Origin of the sequence: Bacteroides acidifaciens (genome assembly GCF_024623065.1) — a bacterium.
Classification (GTDB): domain Bacteria; phylum Bacteroidota; class Bacteroidia; order Bacteroidales; family Bacteroidaceae; genus Bacteroides; species Bacteroides acidifaciens.
This window is the reverse complement of sequence record NZ_JANJZR010000016.1, coordinates 1-23276: the sequence shown is the minus strand read 5'-3', so window position 1 is coordinate 23276 and position 23276 is coordinate 1. Positions and strand designations below refer to the sequence as shown.

12 protein-coding genes and 1 pseudogene are annotated in these 23276 nt (G+C 43.0%); 2 read left to right on the top strand and 11 right to left on the bottom strand.

The annotated features are described in order from the left end of the window. Positions 1–132: 132 nt before the first annotated feature. The gene (locus tag NSB03_RS06955; protein WP_024986628.1) at positions 133–1029 is read right to left on the bottom strand and encodes a glycoside hydrolase family 25 protein; all 897 of its coding nucleotides are present in this window, start codon (positions 1027–1029) and stop codon (positions 133–135) included. A 180-nt stretch (positions 1030–1209) separates the two neighbouring features. Next, complete coding sequence (locus NSB03_RS06950; protein WP_024986627.1) at positions 1210–2856, bottom strand: diphosphate--fructose-6-phosphate 1-phosphotransferase; 1647 nt, start codon at positions 2854–2856, stop codon at positions 1210–1212. A gap of 278 nt (positions 2857–3134) precedes the next feature. Between NSB03_RS06950 and recD2 the strand changes: the two genes are divergently transcribed. Then, positions 3135–5372 (top strand): SF1B family DNA helicase RecD2, encoded by a 2238-nt coding sequence (recD2, locus tag NSB03_RS06945; protein WP_024986626.1) that lies wholly within the window; start codon positions 3135–3137, stop codon positions 5370–5372. Positions 5373–5395: 23 nt separating this feature from the next. On the opposite strand, the gene NSB03_RS06940 is transcribed toward recD2, so the two are convergent. The 4 genes from NSB03_RS06940 to NSB03_RS06925 form a co-directional block, all read right to left on the bottom strand. Beyond that, a complete protein-coding gene (locus NSB03_RS06940) occupies positions 5396–6559 on the bottom strand; it encodes a DUF4934 domain-containing protein (RefSeq protein WP_306816287.1) in 1164 nt (387 codons plus the stop codon). Positions 6560–7147: 588 nt separating this feature from the next. Continuing rightward, the gene (locus tag NSB03_RS06935; RefSeq protein ID WP_121765282.1) at positions 7148–8521 is read right to left on the bottom strand and encodes an efflux transporter outer membrane subunit; all 1374 of its coding nucleotides are present in this window, start codon (positions 8519–8521) and stop codon (positions 7148–7150) included. Next, positions 8518–11625 (bottom strand): efflux RND transporter permease subunit, encoded by a 3108-nt coding sequence (locus NSB03_RS06930; protein ID WP_024986624.1) that lies wholly within the window; start codon positions 11623–11625, stop codon positions 8518–8520. Before NSB03_RS06930 ends, NSB03_RS06935 begins: the two co-directional genes overlap by 4 nt. Before the next feature lie 3 nt (positions 11626–11628). Beyond that, positions 11629–12885, bottom strand: coding sequence for an efflux RND transporter periplasmic adaptor subunit (locus NSB03_RS06925; protein WP_024986623.1), 1257 nt, complete (start codon positions 12883–12885; stop codon positions 11629–11631). 268 nt (positions 12886–13153) lie between these two features. Between NSB03_RS06925 and NSB03_RS06920 the strand changes: the two genes are divergently transcribed. Beyond that, on the top strand, positions 13154–15370 hold the full coding sequence (locus NSB03_RS06920; protein WP_024986622.1) for a patatin-like phospholipase family protein: 2217 nt from the start codon (positions 13154–13156) through the stop codon (positions 15368–15370). Positions 15371–15542: 172 nt separating this feature from the next. On the opposite strand, the gene NSB03_RS06915 is transcribed toward NSB03_RS06920, so the two are convergent. The 5 genes and pseudogenes from NSB03_RS06915 to NSB03_RS06895 form a co-directional block, all read right to left on the bottom strand. After that, positions 15543–17891 carry a beta-galactosidase gene (locus NSB03_RS06915; protein ID WP_024986621.1) on the bottom strand — a complete coding sequence of 783 codons (2349 nt, stop codon included), beginning with the start codon at positions 17889–17891 and terminating at the stop codon, positions 15543–15545. Between the two features lie 326 nt (positions 17892–18217). Next, positions 18218–19578, bottom strand: a pseudogene (locus tag NSB03_RS06910) (alpha-d-galacturonidase). Beyond that, entirely contained in the window at positions 19579–20835 is a 1257-nt protein-coding gene (locus tag NSB03_RS06905; protein WP_167521122.1) for a DUF2264 domain-containing protein, read from the bottom strand. 27 nt (positions 20836–20862) lie between these two features. Further along, the gene (locus NSB03_RS06900) at positions 20863–22035 is read right to left on the bottom strand and encodes a glycoside hydrolase family 88/105 protein (RefSeq protein WP_135036096.1); all 1173 of its coding nucleotides are present in this window, start codon (positions 22033–22035) and stop codon (positions 20863–20865) included. 600 nt (positions 22036–22635) lie between these two features. Beyond that, positions 22636–22989 carry a carboxypeptidase-like regulatory domain-containing protein gene (locus tag NSB03_RS06895; protein WP_228099354.1) on the bottom strand — a complete coding sequence of 118 codons (354 nt, stop codon included), beginning with the start codon at positions 22987–22989 and terminating at the stop codon, positions 22636–22638. Positions 22990–23276 lie beyond the last annotated feature (287 nt).

The following is a 23276-nucleotide window of genomic DNA, read 5'->3' as shown; positions in this document are numbered from 1 at the left end:
TATGCGTGGGATAGTGACGCTATCCATAGCATATACCGTCACTATTTGCATCGGATAGCGTCACTATCCTACCCGTTTGGCAGCTGCGTACCCAGCAGAACCACCAATAAGTGTTGGGAAAAGAAATACCTGTTACCTAATAGTCAGCTTTTTAAGTTCCTCTAACGAGCCATTGAACACGTTCAGGTCGACGTCTTCTTTGATGCCTGGAACACTCCCTACATCAGTATGTTGCCAAAAGTCCCATTTCCCCTGATACTTTACAGAGTCAACATAATAATGGGCGATCCAGTAAGGGTATGTATTGAAGATGGAATCGTCCAGATAACGGGTTTTAAATTTATAAGAAGTATAAAGAATAGGTTTCACTCCATAATGAGATTCTACCCGGTCCAGCCAACGTTTAATACCTTGCTGCAATTCCTTTTTTTCCTTCCGGCCGGTCACTTCCACATCAAGTACAGGTGGTAAATCACCAGAAGTCAGTTTCACCGTACGAATAAAGAAGTCCGCCTGTTTCAAAGCATCCGTACCAGGAATATAAAAATGATAAGCACCACGAATAAATCCATGATTACGGGCATTGGCGAAGTTCGCCTCAAAGGTGGTGTCGTTATGGTCTCCCCCTTCTGTTGCTTTCATAAAAATGAAATGCAAGGGAGTAGCTGTCTCTTTATTCTGCAACAGTCTATTCCAATCAATCTTTCCCTGGTAGTGAGAGATATCAATACCATGAATATCATATCCGTTAGGGATACAGACTCCGTATTCCTTTAAGCCATGACAAGGCTTCCATCGATAAGCATAAGGACGGATACAGAAATAATAGAAAGCAATGGAAAAACAACCGACAATCGTCACTGCCAAAATGTTACGAACCCAAGTAGGCATAGCTCGTCCGGGTTGCTCCTGTTTCTTTTTCGGAGCACGGGGAGATTTGGAAGAAGATGTTCCCCTTTTTCTAGTAGCAGTGGAAACAGCCCTTTTCTTTTGGACAGTAGCCATCGGATTAGTATTACGTGACGTCATTGATCAGCAGAGCAAATGATTGAATAAATAATATGAGTAGCCATGCAGTATACTTTAGACGCGGATTTACGCGGATGACGCGGATTCTTTGATAAAATAAATCCGCGTTTATCTGCGTCATCCGCGTCTAAAAAATCCTTCATGAGAGTCGGCTTTGTACACAACTCCTTGAAGTATGTTTTATTTAGCTTGTTCCAGTTGCAAAGTCTTAGTTGCCTGGTCGCACACCTCTGTAGGACCGAAGTACTGGATCGGTCCCGGATATACATAATCCGTTTCGATAGCCCAGCGGTCACGTTGTGCAGCAAATGCCTTGAAAGGAGCACCGTCCAGTTTCACCAATGCTTTCTGGATAACCGGTTTCATTTCACCGTGACGACGTTCCATGTTCATCATCATAGTGATAGGCACACCACCCGCAATCCATTCGGCAGCAGGAGCAGTTGTGTTGCGTACAGAAGACATATAACCAGTCTTGCCGTTAGCAATCAACATAGAAGCTGTGTAACCCAAAGAGTAGCAGTAGTCAGCGTCGAAGTTTGACGGAGCAGCACAACGTCCTTCGTAACCGAAGAAGTGGTGTTGAGCAGCAAACTTACCTACATACTTGCCTTCTTCCTTCCATGCAGCCAACTTAGTAGCTACCATTTCAGACAACAGCTTTTCAGTTTCAATCAGTGATACCTGTACGTTTCCGTGCGGGTCGCGGTCCAATGTCAGCTGGCGGGCAACGCCTTCCGGCAGACTTGCATAGATAGCAGAGTTTTCCGGAGAAAGTTTGCGGATGATATAATCACGTTGGTGAGATTTCTTAATCTGACCGAATTCTTCAGCATTAGCCGCCAAGAAGTCGTTCAATTCAGCAATCAGACGTTTCATGGCAGGAATAAATTCTACCAATCCTTCCGGAATCAATACAGTACCGAAGTTGTTTCCTTGTGCAGCACGATCAGCTACCACTTTAGCGATGTAAGTCACTACATCGTCCAAAGACATATCTTTAGCTTCTACTTCTTCAGACACGATACATACGTTAGGCTGTACCTGCAAAGCACATTCCAGTGCGATGTGAGAAGCCGAACGACCCATCAATTTGATGAAGTGCCAGTATTTACGTGCAGAGTTACAGTCACGTTGGATGTTACCGATTACTTCTGCATAAGTTTTACATGCTGTATCGAAACCAAAAGAAGTTTCAATCATATCGTTCTTCAAGTCACCATCAATTGTTTTCGGACAACCGATTACCTGTACACCGTAGTTCTTAGCTGCATAGTATTCAGCCAATACACAAGCGTTTGTGTTAGAGTCATCACCACCAATGATAACCAATGCTTTAATGCCAAGTTCTTTGATGATTTCATATCCCTTTTCAAATTGGCTTTCTGCTTCCAGCTTCGTACGTCCGGAACCGATGATATCGAAACCACCTGTGTTGCGGTATTCGTCGATAATATCAGCAGTCAGTTCCATATAGTTGTGATCTACCAGACCACCAGGACCCAGGATAAAACCATATAATTTGTTTTCCGGGTTCAATTTCTTGATACCGTCGAACAAACCGGAAATTACGTTGTGTCCGCCCGGAGCCTGACCACCGGAAAGAATTACACCAACGTTCATAGCAGGAAGAGCAACAGCTTCACCAGCTTCGAATGTAATCAACGGCATTCCATACGTGTTCGGGAATAATGCTTTGATAGCTTCCTGATCGGCTACAGACTGAGTAGCAGCACCTGCTACAACCTTAACAGCTCCTGATGCCAATGCTTTCGGAAGTTTGGGCTGGTAAGCAGCCCTTGCGATTTGCAATGCACTTTTAGTCATTTTCTTTAATTTTTTATTTAAAGGTGTTAGTAAGTTTCTTGTCAAACTTGAAAAGCGTTGCAAATTTCGCACTTTTTTCCGAATTATGAAAGAAGGCAGTGAACTTTTCTTTATCCGAATCCCCAATACGCATTCTTTTGAAAGCCGATACTCAGACACATGGTTCATTTGTTTTCTCACTCAAGCATAAGTATTTCTCAGGAAAATAGAATACCTTTGCAGCTGATTTCCCAAAACTGTACAAAAGTATGACCAAGCAAGGCATCAACGACGGATCAGTGACCAAACTTCGCTGCGTGGTAGAACGCATCACATATCAGAATGCCGAAAACGGATATTCGGTAATGAAAGTCAAGGTAAAAGGATATAACGACCTTGTCACTTTGGTTGGCAACCTGCTGGAAGTACCGGCAGGCTCGGTGTTGCTGTGCGAGGGTGAATGGAAGGTGGACAAACGCTACGGACAACAGTTTCAATGCAAGACTTGGAAGGAGGTGATGCCCGCCACCGCCTATGGCATAGAGAAATACTTAGGGAGCGGACTGGTGAAAGGCATCGGTCCGAAGTTTGCCAAACTCATCGTAAACCAGTTTGGCACAGACACTATTGAAGTGATTGAGACCGACATCGAACGACTCTTCGAGGTGCCCGGCATCGGCAAGAAAAGAGTGGAGAAAATACGTGAGAGTTGGGAGAAGCAAAAGGACATCAAGAATGTGATGCTCTTTCTGCAAGGCTTTGGAGTGAGTACAGCATACGCGGCAAAAATCTACCGACAGTATGGTAAGGAAAGTATCAACAAGGTGAAAGACAATCCTTATCGGCTGGCTGACGACATTTGGGGCATCGGCTTCAAAACTGCCGACAGCATTGCCCGGAAGATGGATTATGAGATAAATGACAAACGGCGGCTGCGCAGCGGACTCATCTACGCACTCAACCAACTTGCCGACGAGGGGCACTGTTATGCGGAAGAGCAACAACTCATCGGCACTGCCAAACAAATGCTTGAGGCAGACGAGGAATGTATACGCACGGCTATGAACGAAGCCATAGAAACTGAAGATTTGATGCTTGACGACACGGCTATCTATCTGCCACCCTTCTACTATGCCGAGTGCGGAACAGCCAATCGGCTGAACGCGCTGGTCCATGCCGAGGAAGGCAATACTCTTTTCAGCGCACGTTTCAATCTTGACAAGCTCCAAAAGGAAACCGGCATCGAATATGACGAAGTACAAGTGGAAGCCATCCGCCAGGCAATCGCTTCGAAGGTGATGGTGCTCACAGGCGGTCCCGGTACAGGTAAAACCACTACGACCAAAGCCATCATAGCTGCCCTGCAATCGGCGGGTATGCGCATCCTCCTTGCCGCTCCCACAGGGCGTGCCGCCAAGCGAATGAGCGAAGCCACGGGAATGCAAGCGAAGACCATCCACCGACTGTTGGAGTACAACCCGCAGGACGGCTACAAGCGCAACGATGAGAATCCTTTGGAAGGCGATGCACTGATAGTGGACGAGTGTTCGATGATTGACATCATACTGATGAATAACCTCACAAAGGCACTGCCCACCACCATGCGCCTGGTACTGGTGGGAGACATCGACCAGTTGCCCAGTGTCGGGGCAGGCAATGTGTTACGCGACATCATTGATTCGGGGGCCATCCCGGTAGTGAGATTGACACGCATCTTCCGTCAGGCACAATCGAGCCGTATCGTTATGAGCGCACATGCCATCAACCAAGGACGTTTTCCGGACATAAGCAACGGACAGCAAACTGACTTCTTCTTCATCAAACAAGAGGACCCCGAGCTGGTGGCGCAGACCATCGTCTCGTTAGTGCGCGACCGACTGCCCAAGGCTTACCATCAAGACACCGCCAACATACAGGTGCTCACTCCCATGCAACGCGGTGTTGTAGGTGCTGCCAACCTGAATATGGTCTTGCAACAGACTTTAAACAACAACACCGCCTTCCTGAACCGGGGCGGATATACCTACAAACAAGGCGACCGGGTGATGCAACTGCGCAACAACTACGACAAAGATGTATATAACGGTGACTTGGGGTATGTGCTTGCTGTGGACACAGAAGAGCGCACATTGACTGTCGACTTCGACGGACAGATAACAGAATACGAAGCATCGGAACTGGATGAGCTGACACTTGCATACGCCACTACCATCCATAAGTCGCAGGGCTCGGAATACCCCATCGTGGTCATGCCGGTATTGATGACACATTATGTGATGCTTCAGCGCAACCTCATATATACAGGCATCACCAGAGCCAAGAAGATATGTGTACTTGTGGGGCAAGCCAAAGCGCTTGCATACGCCATACAAAACATGAAGGTGCTCCGGCGCAACACACAGTTAAAGAAACGGCTTGCTCCACCCGCCCCTGTTCCAAAGACGGTAGCTTTCCGCTCACAACCTACCGAGGAGAGGATGCAGATGGCAGCGGAAGACAGAACACAATACGGGAAAAAAGAAAAAGGGAGCGAGTGAACGCTATTTACATATTTAGACCCCTACTTCAAATAATATTTCACGACTACCGGATTGTCGTCTTCTTTCAACTCTTCCATCTTACGGATTTCCTCTGCCGACATCAATTTGCGGTCAGTCACCCGTTCTATCCAATCCGGCTCACAAAGAGCAAACAGCACATTATCCGCCAAGGCAAAACCCGGATACATGGAAAAGGGCGCTTCTTCCTCCAACAAGGCACTTTTCCGCTTCTTTCTGTTATAAATAAAATGACTACCCATTCCCATATTCTTCTTTACGAAATAAACATACACATATTCATCACTGAACAGTTTCAGCATGGGTACTACACAATTGGATTTTACATACTTCCTTCTTACCTGTACATCCTCCGAAAGTTTCCTTCTCATTTCATCGGAATCTGTCCGCTTGCCCCCCGCACTACCGGACAGGTCTTCTTCCTTCACTTCATACTTGCCGAAATCAAGATAGATAATAGGAACCAACTTTTTCTCTTTCGCATCTATCCGGTATAAATAATAGTTCAATCCGGAAGGAACAAAATAAGCGTCATCGCCTATATGGAAAAGATTGTTTTGAGACGACAACCCGTTTCCACCAGATATCGTTCCTTCGTAAGGTATAGGAGTAATCTGCCGTGTCTTCCTATCGGCAAACAGCACTTCCGAAAATTCACCCGGAAGAAAAATATCATGGTCAGCATCCAAAGCCATCAAATGATTGACTACGGATTCCGGTTGAAATTTCCTTTGAGAGATGAACTCAAATGCAGGGCTGTAAGTGTAGACCGTTCCGTAAGGGTTCAAGAAGTCGATTCCTTTCAGATAAGGATTGTAATTCATATCCACCACAAAGCTATACTCTTGCGGGCCTTGCCCTATCCGTTTCTTTGAATTGCCTATATATCGTCCTTCTCCCGTAAAGGTATATACAGCGGATTTAGAGAAAATCGCAAAAAGGTTGTCTTCTTTATCATACACCACTTTACTACCGATAGAAGTCAAAGACGAATCGTTGGTTTCTAACGGTACAAGTTCTATTTTTTCAAGGAAAGAGGCGGGGTCTTTGGTAGGGTGGTCCACCTTCACCGGAATGACTTCCATGCCATCCGAAAAACTTCTGTCGGTAGAAGTACATGCACAAACAATAACTAACCCCAATATTAAACTTACATTTTTCATCATTATTCAGAAACAGTCTTTGCTTTTAGATAAATACTGGATAAACACTTTTTGCTTTTTCTATATTTGATGCTCAATAGCACACCGGAAGAAGCGAGGTAAAGATAGGATAAAATTATAATGTTCCTCACATAAACAGAAAATATACTCGAAAGCAAATCTCCAAACAGTGTCGGGCAAAAGATGAAGAACAGGGTCTTAACAGCCAACTTCTCTTCCATTAATAGAAAAGTTCTCTTTCATTAATTGTAAACTTATTATTATCAGCATATAAACATATTTTTCATTAATTATAATCTATAATTGCAAGCTTCGTTTATAAAAACAAAGGCTTTGATTATAAAAACGCAACTTGCAATTATATAATCAAAGCCTTCATTTATAGTTTTCATCGAATGAAAAAAAAGTTTCCTTCCTATCCGAAGGAAGTTTACACTTAATAGGAAGGAAGTTTTTCGTTAATAGCCAAAAGTTCAACTGTTAACAGTTTCTACGTAAGGCTACTGTCGTTTCCCCCTTTCTAAACATATAATGCAGTGATAGCCCAAAAGCACATCACTGCATTATTCCCTCAAAAAAACAAGTCAAAAGCTATTGTTTCCAACCACCGCCAAGCGCTTTATAAAGTTGTACGACAGTAATCAACTCGTCACGAATCGCATTGCTCAGACCTATCTGTGCGTCAAAGTATCCACGTTGGGCATCCAACACATCCAGATAATTGATGACACCGTTGATGTATTGAAGTTGCGCAAGGTCCATATAGCTCTTCGCCGAACGTTCAAGGTTGGCACGAAGTTCATACACTTCTTTTATCTTGTTGAAATTAACAATTGCGTTACGTGTCTCCTTAAAGGCTTGCAATACGGATTTCTCATAATTGTGTACTTCGGCTTCATAAGCCGCTTTCTTCGCTTTCAGTGCCGCACGGTTCTTCCCCCAACCAAAGATAGGAGTCAGCAGAGCTCCTTCCATAACAGCATAGGGAGATTTCAAAAGGCTGGACAGAGAAGTGCTCTCCGTACCGAAACCACCGGTCAGTGCCAGACGTGGGAACATATTCGTATAAGCCACTCCTACTTTCGCATTGGCGGCAATCAATTTCTGTTCCGCCTGACGGATATCGGGACGACGTTCCAACAAAGTGGACGGTAAACCTACCGGTAGCGTTTGGGGAGAATTGAACTCCCGAAGCAAGCGGGAACGGGCTATCTTGTTAGGATACTCCCCTGCAAGAAAAGCAATATCGTTTTCTTTCAAAGAGATTTTACGTTCCAAGTCCGGCACCAATGTTGCCGTACGTGCCAATTCCACTTGTGACTGACGGTAAGAAGTCTCCGAAGTCAATCCCCCTTCAAAACGGATGCGTGCCAGGCGGACTCCTTCTTCACGGGCTTTTAATGTTTGTTTTACAATATCCAGTTCCGTATCCAAAGCCACCAATTCATAATAAGCCTGTGCCACCTCGGCTACAATCGTCATCCTAAGTGCCCGTTGCGCTTCTATGGATTGCAGGTATTCGGCAATACTGGCGGAACGCGCCCAACGCAGATTTCCCCAAAGATCGAGTTCCCATGAGACCAAAAACTGAGCTTCAAAGGTTTCCGACTTTTTAAAGGCATCTCCCCCATGATTCTCCAATTCACGTTCTGCAGTCACCTTCCCTTTAATATCCGGTAGCAGTGCCGCAGTAGAGATTCGTTTCTGCGCAGCCATTTCCTGTACACGGGCAGCGGCAATCAACATATCCTTATTATGATCCAGTGCACGTTCTATCAAGTTCTGTAAGGTTGCATCCGTGTATATGTCCCGCCAATCCTGGTCGCCGAAGCTGACAGAATCCTGATGCTGCGCCAAGCTATCGGGCAGATGAAGGTCGGGACGGACATAGCTTTTTCCTATCTTGCAGGAAGTCAAGACTCCTGCCAGTAATAAAACGGCAATATATAGTTTCTTTCGTTTCATGATTTCTTATATTTTAAGATTTTCGACTTTGTTTTATATACCATCACAAAGAAGAACGGCACAAGAATGATACCAAACACAATGGCAAATATCATTCCGAAAAATACACCTGTACCGATTGCCTGCCGGCTTGCCGACCCGGGACCACTTGCCAATACCATCGGAAGCATACCAAGTACGAATGCGAGAGAGGTCATCAGAATCGGACGGAAACGCAATTTGGCTGCGTAGATAGCCGACTGCACCAAGTCTTCACCTTTATCGACCTGTACTTTTGCAAACTCTACAATCAAAATCGCATTCTTGGCAGCAAGTCCCACCAACATTACCAGACCAATCTGGAAATAGACATCGTTCTCCAATCCGCAAACCCAGACTCCCAGATAAGCTCCCAAAGCGGCAACAGGTAAAGAGAGCAACACGGCAATAGGTACTGTCCAACTTTCGTATTGCGCAGCAAGGAAGAGGAATACGAATAGGAACACCAATGCCATCACCATACCTGTCTGACCTCCCGCCTGTTTCTCCTGATAAGAAAGACCACTCCATTCAAGACCGATATTATCGGGAAGATGGTCACGGGCTATCTGCTCCATGATTTCCATCGCTTGTCCGGAACTATATCCCTGTGCAGCTGCTCCACGAATTACGGCTGTAGTAAACATATTGAAACGTTTAATACTTCCCGGTCCTGTGGTATAGGAGGCATTTCCTAAAGAAGTCAACGGTACCATCGCTCCATTGGAGGCTTTCACGAAGAACAGATTGATATTATCCTTATGTTCCCGGTAAGGAGCTTCCGCCTGAATGTAAACCTTATATATACGGTTGAACATATTAAAGTCGTTCACATACACCGAACCGGTATAAGCTTTCATGGTAGAGAACACATCAGCCAGTGGCACGCCCAGCATCTTTACTTTGTCACGGTCTACATCGAAATAGAGTTGCGGTATTTCCGATTGCAAGGAAGATGACAGTCCGGCTAATTCCTTGCGTTTGGATGCGTAGTACATCAATGTATCTGCCGCGTCTACCAAATTATCGAAAGTGGCTTCTCCACGGGCTTCCAATTGCATTTCAAAACCTCCCGAGCTACCCAGCCCCGGAATAACCGGAGGAGTGGACAGGTAGACTTTACATTCGGGATATTCACTCAAATGTTTTTCCACCGTATCCATAATCTTCTCAATAGTGGTGTTCTTCCGCTCTTCCCAAGGTTTCAGAATTACCGTCAGTTCAGCACGTCCCTGGTTACTTCCGATACGCGGACTACTTCCCGTTACGTTCTGTATATATTCAATATATGGATTCTTTTCCAAATAAGCAATGGCACGTTCTGTTACGATACGGGTACGTTCCAAAGTAGCTCCCTCCGGCAGTTCCAATTCAATCTTGAAATATCCCTGATCTTCCACAGGCAAGAAACTGGTCGGAATAATCCGGTGAATCAGCATAATAGCAATCAAAACCATACCAAAAGCACTCAAAACCCGGCGGGGATGTTTGATTGTACGAGCCACGGCAGCTACATATTTATTGCTACCGATGCCCAACCATTCATTAATTTTCCGGAAAACGATATTCTTTTTCTTTCCATTATTCGGCTTCAAAATCAATGAACACATCACTGGGCTCAATGTCAGAGCCACTACCGTAGAGATAAGTACGGACACTACAATCGTCACCGTAAACTGGCGGTACAACTGTCCCGTAATCCCGCTTAGGAAACTAACCGGAACAAACACCGCCGCCAATACCAACGAAGTAGCAATCAAAGCACTGGCAAGTCCGTTCATCGCTTTCTTCGTTGCTTCGTATGGACTCAGTTTTTCCGTTTCCATGATATGTTCCACGCCTTCCACCACCACAATCGCATCATCCACCACAATACCGATGGCAAGAATCAATCCGAGCAATGTCAGTATATTGAGCGAGAAACCGAAAATCAACATGAATCCGAAAGTACCGATCAATGAAATAGGTACTGCTACTACCGGAATCAACGTCGCACGCCAGCTCTGCAAGGATAGATAAACCACCAACACAACCAATACCAACGCTTCAAACAACGTCTTATATACTTCATGTATAGATTCGGAAATATAAGTCGTCATATCGAACGGAATCTCATAACTCAATCCTTCCGGGAAATTCTTACTAATTTCATCCATAGCCTCTTTTACCCTCTCGGCCACTTCCATCGCATTTGCTCCCGGCAGCATATAAATGCCAAGCACAGCAGCATTCTCACCGTTGATACCACTCTCCGTATTATAAGAAGAGGCCTCTAACGATACACGCGCCACGTCTTTCAACCGGATGATAGACCCGTTGGCATTGGCACGCACTACGATATCTTCAAACTGCCCCACGGTAGACAAACGTCCTTGAGTCGTAATAGGAATCGTTATATCCAACCCCTGCACCGGCTGCTGTCCCAATACACCGGCTGCCGATTCACGGTTCTGGTCTTTCAAGGCATTCTGCAAATCCTGCACAGTCAACCCGAAGTTTGCCAGTTTATCGGGCTGCGCCCATATCTGCATCGCATAGTAACGGCTACCGATGTTCGACACACGTCCAACCCCCGGAATACGGCGAATCACATCAAGCACATTGATAGTAGCAAAGTTACTCAAATAAATTTCGTCGAACTTCGGATCAGTAGAAGTCAAACAAAGCGTCATCAACTGACTGGGAGCCTGTTTTTCTACCGAAATACCATTCTGAATGACTTCCGCCGGCAGACGGGATTCCGCCAGTTTCACACGGTTTTGAATCTCAACGGCTGCCAAGTCCGGATCGGCAGATACATCAAAAGTGACCGTTGCCGAAAAACCTCCGGAGTTAGAACTGTTTGATTCCATATAAAGCATACCCGGCGTACCATTGATTTCCTGCTCAATTGGAGTGGCTACCGCCTGCGACACGGTAAGTGCGCTGGCACCCGGATAGGAAGCACTGATCTTCACCACCGGGGGTGTAATCTGCGGATATTGGTCCACCGGAAGCATTGTCAGACCAATCACACCGACAATCACAATCACGATGGAGATTACAGCCGAGAAGACCGGCCTATCTATAAAAAAAGTAACTTTCATCGTTTATTCTCCTTTCACGTTATCCTTCGTTCCGGCAATGTTTTCTTTTACTCCGGTCACTTCATTTTTTGTCGTAATAATACTGTCTCCAGCTTCGGTTTTCGGTTCGCTGACCCGTACTTTCATGCCCGGAGTCAACTTATGGAAGCCTTCTGCAACCACCATTTCTCCTTCTGCCAGCCCTCGTTCTACCACCACATTATTCCCGACTTCCGGTCCTAACTCGATAAAACGTTTCTCTACCGTATTATCTTTGCGCATGGTATAAATATATGCTCCACCTTTTTCAATGGTAACGGCTTTCATCGGAACAACTAGTGCACCCTCACGAACATCCAGCAATAATTTTACTTTTGTAAATTGTCCGGGCAACAATACTTGTTTGGGGTTCGGCATTTCTGCACGTACAGAGAAAGTTCCGGTTTGAGGATCGACCTGCGGTTCGGCAAAATCCACATATCCCTTGAACGGATAAACGGTATTATCTGCCAATGTAATGGTAATATTCGGCTGCCAGGAACGAGTGGGGTCCTGTAGTCCCAAATTAATGTTTCGTTCTTTACTCTTCAGATAATCGAGTGCTGTCATACTGAAATCCACCAACACTGTATCACTTTTCACAATAGTAGCAAGCAATGATTTTCCTCCGGGACCTACTAACGTACCCAAGTCCACATTTCTTTCACTAATGTGTCCCGATAAGGGCGAACGAACAATGGTATACCCCAATTCCAGTTCAGCCTGTGCCAAATCCGCCTCGCTCATGGCTACTGTTGCCTCGGCACTTTCATAAGCAGCTTCCGCATTATCCAAGTCCAACTGGCTTGCAGCATTCTGCTCAAACAACGGACGGATACGCTTTAAATCACGTTCCGCTTTCAAAGCCTGTGCCTCGTCTTTTTTCAATTGCGCCCTAGCTTTATCTGCTTTGGCACGATACTGATCCTGATTGATTACAAACAAAACCTGATTCTTATTGACATATGTACCTTCGGCAAAAAGCATATTTTCCAGATAACCTTCCACACGGGCACGTACTTCGACGAACTGTTGGGCACGAATACGCCCCACATATTCCCCATATATCTCTACGTCGTCTTTCACTACCGGTTCAACAATGACTGTCGGCATTTCCGGCGCAACCTTCTGAGGCCGGGTCAGTATCCAATACATACCCAACACAATTACCATACACATAATAGCAGCAATGGTTCTCTTTCTCCTCAGTTTCAACTCATTTTTCGAAAAGAATAATCTCATATCGAATCTTATTATTTAATTTAACTTATGTTTGTTCTATATCCTTATTTACAACTCATATACCAAAAATGCGTCACCTGCATTATTTGCTTAAAATCAAAGCATTAGATATTCTTTCGTTTTGCAGAAAGTGTGGAAATCCACTGTATGGTGTAGAAATAATCCACAATTCCGACTTTTAGAACATTTTTTCTACTTTCCATTTCAACAACTAAACAAATTATGCCTTACATTTGTACTATAATAAATAACACTAGACTGTGTCCTAATGAAAAAACAAATCTTTTCAACATTGGTTTTATCAATCTGCATCTTATTTCCTTTTTCTTTGCATTCTCAGGAGCAACGCAAAAAGGTGGGAGTGGTTTTAAGTGGTGGCGGCGCCAAAGGAATGGCGCACATCAAAGCATTGAAAGTGATTGAGGAAGCTGGCATCCCCATTGATTATATAGCAGGAACCAGTATGGGTGCTATAGTAGGTGGTCTATACGCCATCGGCTACACGCCGGAGCAACTGGACAGTATGGTACGGAAACAAAACTGGACATTCCTGCTCAGTGACCGTGTCAAACGAAGCGCCATGTCACTGACCGAGCGTGAGCGCTCTGAAAAATTCGTCATATCCATCCCTTTCACCAAAACTCCTAAAGATGCAGCTTCGGGAGGACTCATGAAAGGACAGAACCTTGCCAACTTATTCTCGGATCTGACAATGGGGTATCACGACTCTATTGACTTCAATAAACTTCCTATACCTTTTGCCTGTGTAGCGGCTGATATCGTAAACGGAAAGCAAATCATATTCCGGAACGGGATACTTTCTACTGCCATGCGTGCCAGCATGGCGATTCCCGGCGCATTCACTCCGGTGCGACAAGATAACATGGTGTTGGTAGACGGTGGTATTGTCAACAATTACCCGGCAGATGTCGCAAAAGCGATGGGAGCCGATATTATTATCGGAATAGATGTACAAAACGCCTTGAAACCGGCAGACAAGCTAAATAGTGTCCCTGATATTCTAGGACAGATTGTGGATATTACCTGTCAGGCAAACCATGAAAAGAATGTAAATCTCACAGATACCTACATCCGTGTGAATGTAGATGGCTATTCTTCCGCCAGTTTCACTCCCGCTGCCATTGACACGTTGATGCGAAGAGGCGAAGAAGCTGCAAGGGCACAATGGAAGTCCCTGCTTGCACTGAAAAAGGAGATAGGAATACCGGATGATTATACCCCCAAACAACACGGCCCCTACTCTTCCTTATCCAATGTACGCACTATCTACGTGACGGATATTTCGTTCACTGGTGTAGAAGCCGATGACAAGAAATGGCTAATGAAGAAGTGTAACCTGAAAGAAAACAGCAATATCTCCACCCAACAGATAGAACAAGCTTTGTTCCAGCTACGCGGAAGCCAGTCTTATTCCAGTGCCAGTTATACATTGACGGACACTCCCGAAGGTTATCAGCTCAACTTCCTGCTGCAAGAGAAATATGAGAGAAGAATCAACCTGGGAATCCGTTTCGATTCGGAAGAAATAGCGTCTCTGCTACTCAACGCAACGGCAGATCTCAAAACCCACATTCCTTCCCGCCTGTCCCTCACCGGACGACTGGGGAAACGATATGCCGCCCGTATAGACTATACTCTCGAACCGATACAACAGCGTAATTTCAACTTCTCGTACATGTTTCAATACAATGATATCAACATATACGAGGAAGGCAACCGCGCCTATAACACTACTTATAAATATCATTTAGCCGAATTCGGTTTCTCTGATGTATGGTACAAGAACTTCCGCTTCGGGCTAGGACTTCGTTTCGAATATTATAAGTATAAGGATTTCCTGTTCAAGAAACCTGAAATCTCCGATCTGAAAGTAGAATCGGAACATTTTCTAAGTTATTTTGCGCAGGTACAGTATAATACTTATGACAAGGGGTATTTCCCCGCCAAAGGTAGTGACTTCAAAGCCGCCTATTCACTCTATACGGATAACATGGCGCAATACAACGACCATGCCCCATTCTCCGCATTAAGTGCTTCATGGGCAAGCGTCATTCCTATCACCCGCCGTTTCGCAGTCATCCCCTCCATTTACGGACGTATCCTGATTGGAAGAGATTTTCCTTATCCGCTGCAAAACGCGATTGGTGGTGACGTACCCGGTTTTTATATTCCACAGCAATTACCGTTTGCCGGGGTTACCAACCTGGAATTGATGGATAACACCATTATGATCACGTCTGTTAAGTTCAGGCAACGTATGGGAGCCATTCATTACCTCACACTGACGGGTAACTACGGGCTGACGTATAGTAATTTCTTCGATATATTGAAAGGCAAACAATTATTCGGTATCAGCGCAGGATATGGAATGGACAGTATCTTCGGACCGTTGGAAATATCATTGGGATATTCCAACCAGACGGACAAAGGAAGTTGCTTTGTGAATTTAGGATATTACTTCTAATTACCCAGACAATATCGGTCAAGCAAAAAAGAGAAGTAAAAGAAAAACCGTCACTCACGTGAAAGTTATTCTTTTACTTCTCTATAACTTAATGAACAAACTTAATAATTAACCTTATGACTTAAATGTCTTCAGTGTACATCATAGACATACAATTATCTTATTATTCCCTTTAGATTTTAAAGGGTGTCATTTTCAGATATACCCGATAATCTTTAATCATGCCTGTCTTACCGGCTTCTGCTCTCGGCAAATATGAAAATCCGGTTACTACCTTATCTTCACCGAGATTAATCACAATCTGATGCGGGAATTTATGTTTGGCAGCCGAAGAATAGCTTGTGTGCCAAAAGGTAGATTCCTGCAAGTCGAACACATTCGTTGCAATATTATTCGCTTCTTCCGTTTCCTCACTATCTGCATAAACAACTTTCCAATGTTGGCGTGACAAGGGCTTACCATCAGCTCCCAGTAACTCCAATTCCGCAATGGCTGCAAAATCTTTCCCATCATGTGCATTCAATGCTTCCAGACAGAAGAAACGTGTTTCCACCTCTTTTCCAAACTTCACATGTTGCCAACCATTACCCGCCTTGAAAGCACCTTTATAAACGGGCGTTTCTCCGCTCAAGTCCAAGTTCTCACCTACTTTACGATGTGCATAGGCAGCACCATGAACGCGTAAATTATCGAGAATAGGTTGTTGCAAGCCTGCCGTTTCCGGTTGTACAGGTCCAGCCATATCCAATATAATCACTTCGTTCTCACCTTTCTTCAACCAACATCCCGGCACATATAAGGTTTGTTGTGGTCCTATTTCCCAGTAACGTCCAATAGCATAACCATTCACCCAGACCATCCCTTTACTCCAGTTAGTCATATCCAGGAAAGTATCACCTGTTTTGTCCAACATAAGGGTCCCTCGATAGTAGGCAGGATATTTTAGGGGATTATCCTGCTTCATAAATTCCTTATTTTGCGCAAAAGCATAATCAACCGGGATATTATAAACTTTCCAGTTCTTTAATGAAGTAATAACACCGTTATTCGACTGGACTTCCACTTTTTCAGTGATACCCTTCCAATCATAAATGCCTTTACCAAAATTCATACGCCCCATTGCTTCTACCAAAATATCCAGCTGGGCCCCTTCTTTCATTGGAGGAAGAATAACCGTACCTTCACCTTTTAAACGACTTAATGTAGCTAATTTCTTACCATCCAAGAAAACCTGTGCCCAGTCATGAGCCTCTGTGATTGTCAACGTCTGTTCTTCTTTAGATGCCGGCAGTGTAGTCCGGTACAAAATACTTCCCCATCCCTGATCGAACGCCTCCATTGACTGAATGTTTTCACTAATCTTTGGCTCCGGCAGATTATCAAACAGTATCGCCACTTCATTCAATTTAAATGAAGGAATGGCAATAGTCGGAATAGAATCCGGAACTTCCGGCAATGACTCACCTTCGGGTAAATAGTTACTTAACAAATTGCGTACCTCAAAATATTTGGGAGTGACTTTTCCTGATTCATTGATGGGTGCATCATAATCATAAGACGTACACGTCGGAGAGAAATTAGGGAAATTTGCTCCTCCCCAATGCCCGAAACTAGTACCTCCATGGGTCATATACAAACTAAATGAAATATTTCGGTCAAGCATTTCTTTCATTCCTTTTACCAAATCCTCCGCACTGCGTGTCTCATGCTTCGCTCCCCAATGGTCAAACCATCCGGACCAAAACTCACTACACATCAACGGTATATCGGGACGAAGTTCCTGCAAACGCTTAAATTGATCGTCAATATTGGCTCCTGTACCAAAATTGATTGTCCAAAGCAAATCATCCAATGCATTATTCTCAAAGTTCGAATTCCAGTCACATTGGAATAAAGGAACTCCTGTGAAACCTGCCTGTTTTACAATATCACGTATTTCAGCAATGTATGGCTTGTCTATCCCGAATGATCCATATTCATTCTCAACTTGTACCATAATGATATTACCACCTTTACTAATCTGAAGATCAGTAAGCTGTTTACCCACTTCGTTCATGAATAATTTCACCCGCTCCATATAATACGGATCTTGTTCACGAAGCTTGATGTCCTTCTTCTTCAACAACCACCAAGGTAATCCACCCATCTCCCACTCTGCACAAACATACGGTCCGGGACGAACGATCACGTACATTCCGTTTTCCTGCGCCAGCCGACAGAAAGCCGCAATATCTTTTTGACCGGTAAAGTCATATTTTCCCTCCTCCGGCTCATGAAAATTCCAAAAGACATAAAGACAAATGGTATTCATACCTAATGCCTTACACATTTTGATACGATGCTCCCAATACTCTTTTGGTATACGGGGATAATGAATTTCGGCTGCTTTTACCACAAACGGTTTTCCGTTAAGTAAAAATGTCTTGTCCCCTATTTCAAATGTCTCTTTCGAAGATTGGGAACAGGAAGTGCTGAAAACAGTCACTAATAAAATAAGCAAATACAATAAAGGTTTCTTCATTTTTTAATCTATTGTTTTCATGATACAATACTATTTCCAAATAAATCCACCATCGGTCAATGTTTCCATTCAGACCGACAGCGAATTTGCAAACCAATCAATGTGTTACCTAAAAACTAAAACTATTACCTATTGAAAACTAAATGCATTGCAAAGATGAGATATTCTTTTTATACAAAGGTCTTCAAATCGGTCAAAACAGGACAATATTCATTCAATATAGTTTAAATCTTACTTTTTAACAGCGATTTTTTTATTCATTATAAAAAAATCCCGCCAATACATTTTACAGTATTGACGGGACCAACATATATAATAAAGGTTAGTTAGTGTAATAAACCGTATGTCACATTATCCTCCTTTACGTTCTTAACGTTATGGACTTTTTTCACAAAATCGTTCACCTTATCCACATGTACGTCTTGAATAACTACATTTTTGACAGGCAATTTTGCGTCCCCCTTTAACTCATATATCGCATCAGCGGAATCACAAATCACATTTTTCAAATAAATGCCATCAATACGAGTAATACGTTCTTCATAAGTAGGAACAAGCTCCCTCCACTGATAGAGCACATCTGTATCTATTTCCAGCACACGTTGTACATGTCCGGTTCTTATATTTTCCATGTGAATATTTTCAATAAACGCTCCTCGTCTATGATTTGTCTTCACAAAGAAAAGTCGTCGTACAGATTGTGGTGCTTTACAATCATGCATATACACATTACGAATACCACCTGAAATTTCACTGCCAATTCCTAATAAAGTATGCCCTTCCAAAATATTACAATTACGAATTACAATATTTTCAGTCGGAGTGTTTAATCTCCAGGCGTCACGATTACGACCGGCCTTAATCACCACCGCATCATCACCTTGGTCAAAGGTACAATCCTCCACTAAAAAATTACGAGTCATCTCCAAATCAATACCGTCATTATTGTGTCCATGCGCTTTAACATCCAGATTACGTACTATCCCGCCATTGCACATATACATATGAATCGTCCAAAAGGGGCTTTCACGAATCTTAAAACTATCAAGCAGTACATTCTCGCAACGATTAAAATGTATCAGATGCGGACGAAGATGGTTCTCACCTACCGCCATCTGTCGTTTTTCAACAGGTACATCTTTGGATGCCATCGTATACAACTTTCTAAGTGCATCCATGTGAGCCTTAGGACGGGCAAACCACTTCTTCCAACAATCCATCTTCGGACTTAACAGACCTGTTCCTGTAATAGCCACATTCTTGCACTCAAGAGCATAAATCAAAGGTGAATTGTTATAACATTCCATCCCCTCCCAAGACGTCATTACGGCTGGCAAATAATGAGAAGGATTATCCGTAAACGTAGTACCGCCCCTTCAGCCAAATACAAGTTTACATTACTCTTGAGATGGATTGGTCCGGTCAACCATTCTCCTTCAGGTATAACTACTCTCCCGCCTCCTGCCTGATTACAAGCAGCTATAGCACCCGCAATTGCATCAGAAACATCCGCCTCTCCTCCTTTTACAGCACCATAATTTACAATGGAGAAATCTTGATCAGGATATATAAACTCTTTTATTGGCTTCATTGAAAATGGCGCATCCACTTTCACATATTTGAATTGTCCCCACAGAGTTGCAAAAGAGACAACCAACAGTCCTATAGTAAATAAAAATTTCTTCATTTAATAATGTATTGCATGATCCTTTGGAAATTCATGTCCACTCCACGCCTTTTTAGAGGTCCAGTCTTGAGGTTTTGCGGTCCAAAAGGAATGATTGGCAGGAAGTCCTAATGGTAGAAATACTTCTGATGTAATATACATACTTCCATTATTACTATACCAGTCCGCCAAACCGGTCTGATGCCCCGCAAAGCCTAATTGCAAAAATCCTTTCTCATTGAAATTACCATCAACAGCAAACAAACGTTTCATGACGCAAGTTAAAGCATTACGTACCTGGCCTTCCGGAAGTTCTTCGGGCAGCATTTCTTTCCAGCAAAGCATTGACAATGGCTGAAAAACTCCCAAACGATAAGTCATCGAACGACCGAATACCGGAAAAGATGCTTCAGGAGATATAAAACGTTCCAAAATCATTCCGAAACGCTGCATGCGTTTCTTAGCCAAATCTTCTGTTTTCTTTTGCATCTCCAAACTACGGTCATGCAATATTACTTTATGATCGTTGACAGTCTGCATTACTTGTACAAACATAGGTTGAATCACATAACTATTATAGTAATCGAATGCAAAAGTTTCTCCATCCGAATACCAGCCATCACCTACATACCACTCTTCTACTTTTCGAACAGCTGTATGAATACGGAACAAATCGTATTGTGCATCGGCTTCCATCAAAAAAGATTCAATCATAGCTGAAAACAATAGCCAATTTGTGTATGGCGGATCAATCCGACGCAATAACTGAAATTCTTTAATATAACGTTGTTTTGTCACTTCATCCAATGGTTCCCAAAGCTGCTTTTTAGCACGAAGAAAGCTACTGGCAATATAAGCCGCATCTACCAAAGGTTGCCCTTCATTTCTCCATAAAAGATAATCAGGGCTATCCGGGTCAACAGCATGCGCATAACTCTTCAAAGCCCATTCACGCAATTGCTTGCGCGTTTTACCTTCTTCCGTATCATCATCCGGCAAAGAAAGCCAGGGAGCAATACCAGACATCAGACGCCCGAAACACTCCATGTAGGTCACATCCTTACTGCGTCCATCCCATGTTGGACTGATCTCTACCTGCATATTTTTCTTCAACTCCCCTTTGCTCATATTACTCAATACAGGAGCAGCAATCTTATATGCCATCTGTGCCCAATATTCACGGTCACTGATTTCCTTTTCTACCTTCCCCTTTTTAGCATAAGTTACTGTACTGAACACACACAATAAAATAAAGACCAGGATATTTTTATTTTTCATCATTACATTCAAATATAAAAAACAATTTTAATTATTCAGATATTTCACCATTTCAGAACCCGCCAACAGGAAAGCTCCTACCCCAAAGTCCGCAGTCGTCTCCGGTCCTACATTCTTATGTTGGTCTGCTCTTTCACCGATTGGTTGTACATAGCCTATCTTTCCATTGGGTTGCAAGGCTATTTCAGTCAAGTATTTCCAACCTTGTTTTATAACAGGTTCATAAGTTGATTTATCCAAAAATCCATTATTCACACCCCAAAGATACCCATAGGTAAAGAAAGCTGTCCCACTTGTTTCACGTCCCGGAGCCTGCACCGGATCCAACAAACTACGAGTCCAGTATCCCTCTTCCTGTTGTGCAGTAGCCAATGATTTAGCCATAGCCTGGTATATGGTAATATATTCAGCACGATGTGCATCATTTTCGGGCAGGTCCTGCAAAACTTTAGCCAAACCAGCAAACACCCAACCGTTACCCCTAGACCAAAAGTCTTTCAATCCTTGATTTGTCTTATGTTTCGGGTAGATGTATTTTCCATCGCGATAAAACAGGGCACTCTCCTCATCATACATGAGATTTTTAGCATAAGTAAAGTACTCATAGAGTTTATCCAAATATTGCTGATTACCTGTAACCTTATAAAGTTTGGTCATCACCGGCATTACCATATACAATCCGTCTGCCCACCACCAATAGTCATTATTGGGAGTTGACATTTCATATTCCATCACTTCCTTGGCACGGGCTATTTTATACTCTGCCGGCTCACGGTCCATGTTATACAAGTCAATATAAGTCTGGAAACAGATCTGCCAATCTCCGAAGAGAACATGTTCCATCGTTTCACCATAATTATATTTCCACTTAGATTTATCATCAGAAGTAGCTCCCTTCCATTGGTTCTTTTCAGCCCATGCTTCCGAATACTTCTTGTAAGTCTCATTACCGGTTACTTCATAAGCTGCAATATTTCCGGTATGATAAGCAGCCGGATGCCAAAAGGCAAATGCCGGTTCCGGATTCTCCGCCTGCCAATAGTCATTTACTTTCTTAATAGTCTCAATAACCTTTGACTTTGTCCATACACTATCGGTAATTGCTTCATTCTGATTGTTACTCTTACCTGATTTACATCCTGCCATGCTAATACTGAAAACACAGCTTAATACCCAAAAAGAAATTTTTCTAAAGTTCATTAATTATACAGTTTTTCGTGGTTATTATTCAAGAAACAAAGATGCATCCTTTTTAGGACAGAAACGTCCTAAAATGCGTCAAAACCGTACAAAAATCATTCAACATATAAAAAATTGTCTTTTTGAGGAAAGAACTATCAGATATCCTTGTTATAAAGCATACAAACTACAAGCCCACCATAACTAGTCAATACAATCAATAATAACCAAAGAATCTGAATGTGCCATGCTATTTGTTTTTTTATCATATATCTAGTACCAATAATGCAAGGCACAATAAACACTATTAATATGGATAAAACGGAAATAAGATAGAATACAGCCATAACTTTCAAACTTTTATTTAATCCAGTATTTAACAAGCAAAGAAATTACAATGAAGCAATAGCTCAAAACATTTCCACTAAGTATCGCCCACATCACTGCCCGGCTCTTATCTTTAAAGATCCATCTCACGGTCAAGTATTCAAGCCCGAAACTTCCGGCAAACATCAGAATCCAAGTAATGAGCATAGTCGGAAAGAACGGATAAAGCTTTCTCCTATAAGGACACCGCTCCAAACAAAATTCAATAATACTAAATTCATATCCTAATTGTTTTTATAGTATTTCGTCCCATACTCTGCGACTCTTATGCAACACGACTTTTATATCCTTGACCTTTCTCTTCCTTACTCTCACACTCTTCGTTTTCATACCGGGGTAATTAACCTTCAAAACTGCTCTCTTTCCGGATATTTGAAGGATGAATCGCCCATTGAGGTCAGAAAGCGTCCTATGAGCAGTTCCTTTTTCAACAATTTCTGCTCCTATTATCGGATGACCGCATTTATCCATTACTATTCCTTCTACAGAAACAGAATGTCTATCTTGTGAAACAAGAACAATTCCTCCAGCAACAATCGAAACTTTCTTAACAGTCTTCCGTCCTACAACCTCTACTTGTGGAAGCATAGTACAATTGTTCTTCAAACTATCTTCTCCCACCTTTTGTCCATATAAAGAAGTAGTCCCCATAGTAGACATTCCCAACGAAACACCTACTATTTTGACAGCCAGTCCTATTCTTTGACGAAAAAGAAGTTGCTCTTCTAAATAGCGGACTTCAGCTTCACATTTTGGTAATCATTCTATTTTCCGCCACGACAATTTTATCGGCTGTTCTTCAGCCGATAAAATAAAAATGCCCGCAAGAAAATATTTTTGTTTTAACATTCCGGTTTATAAAAACATGGTAGAAG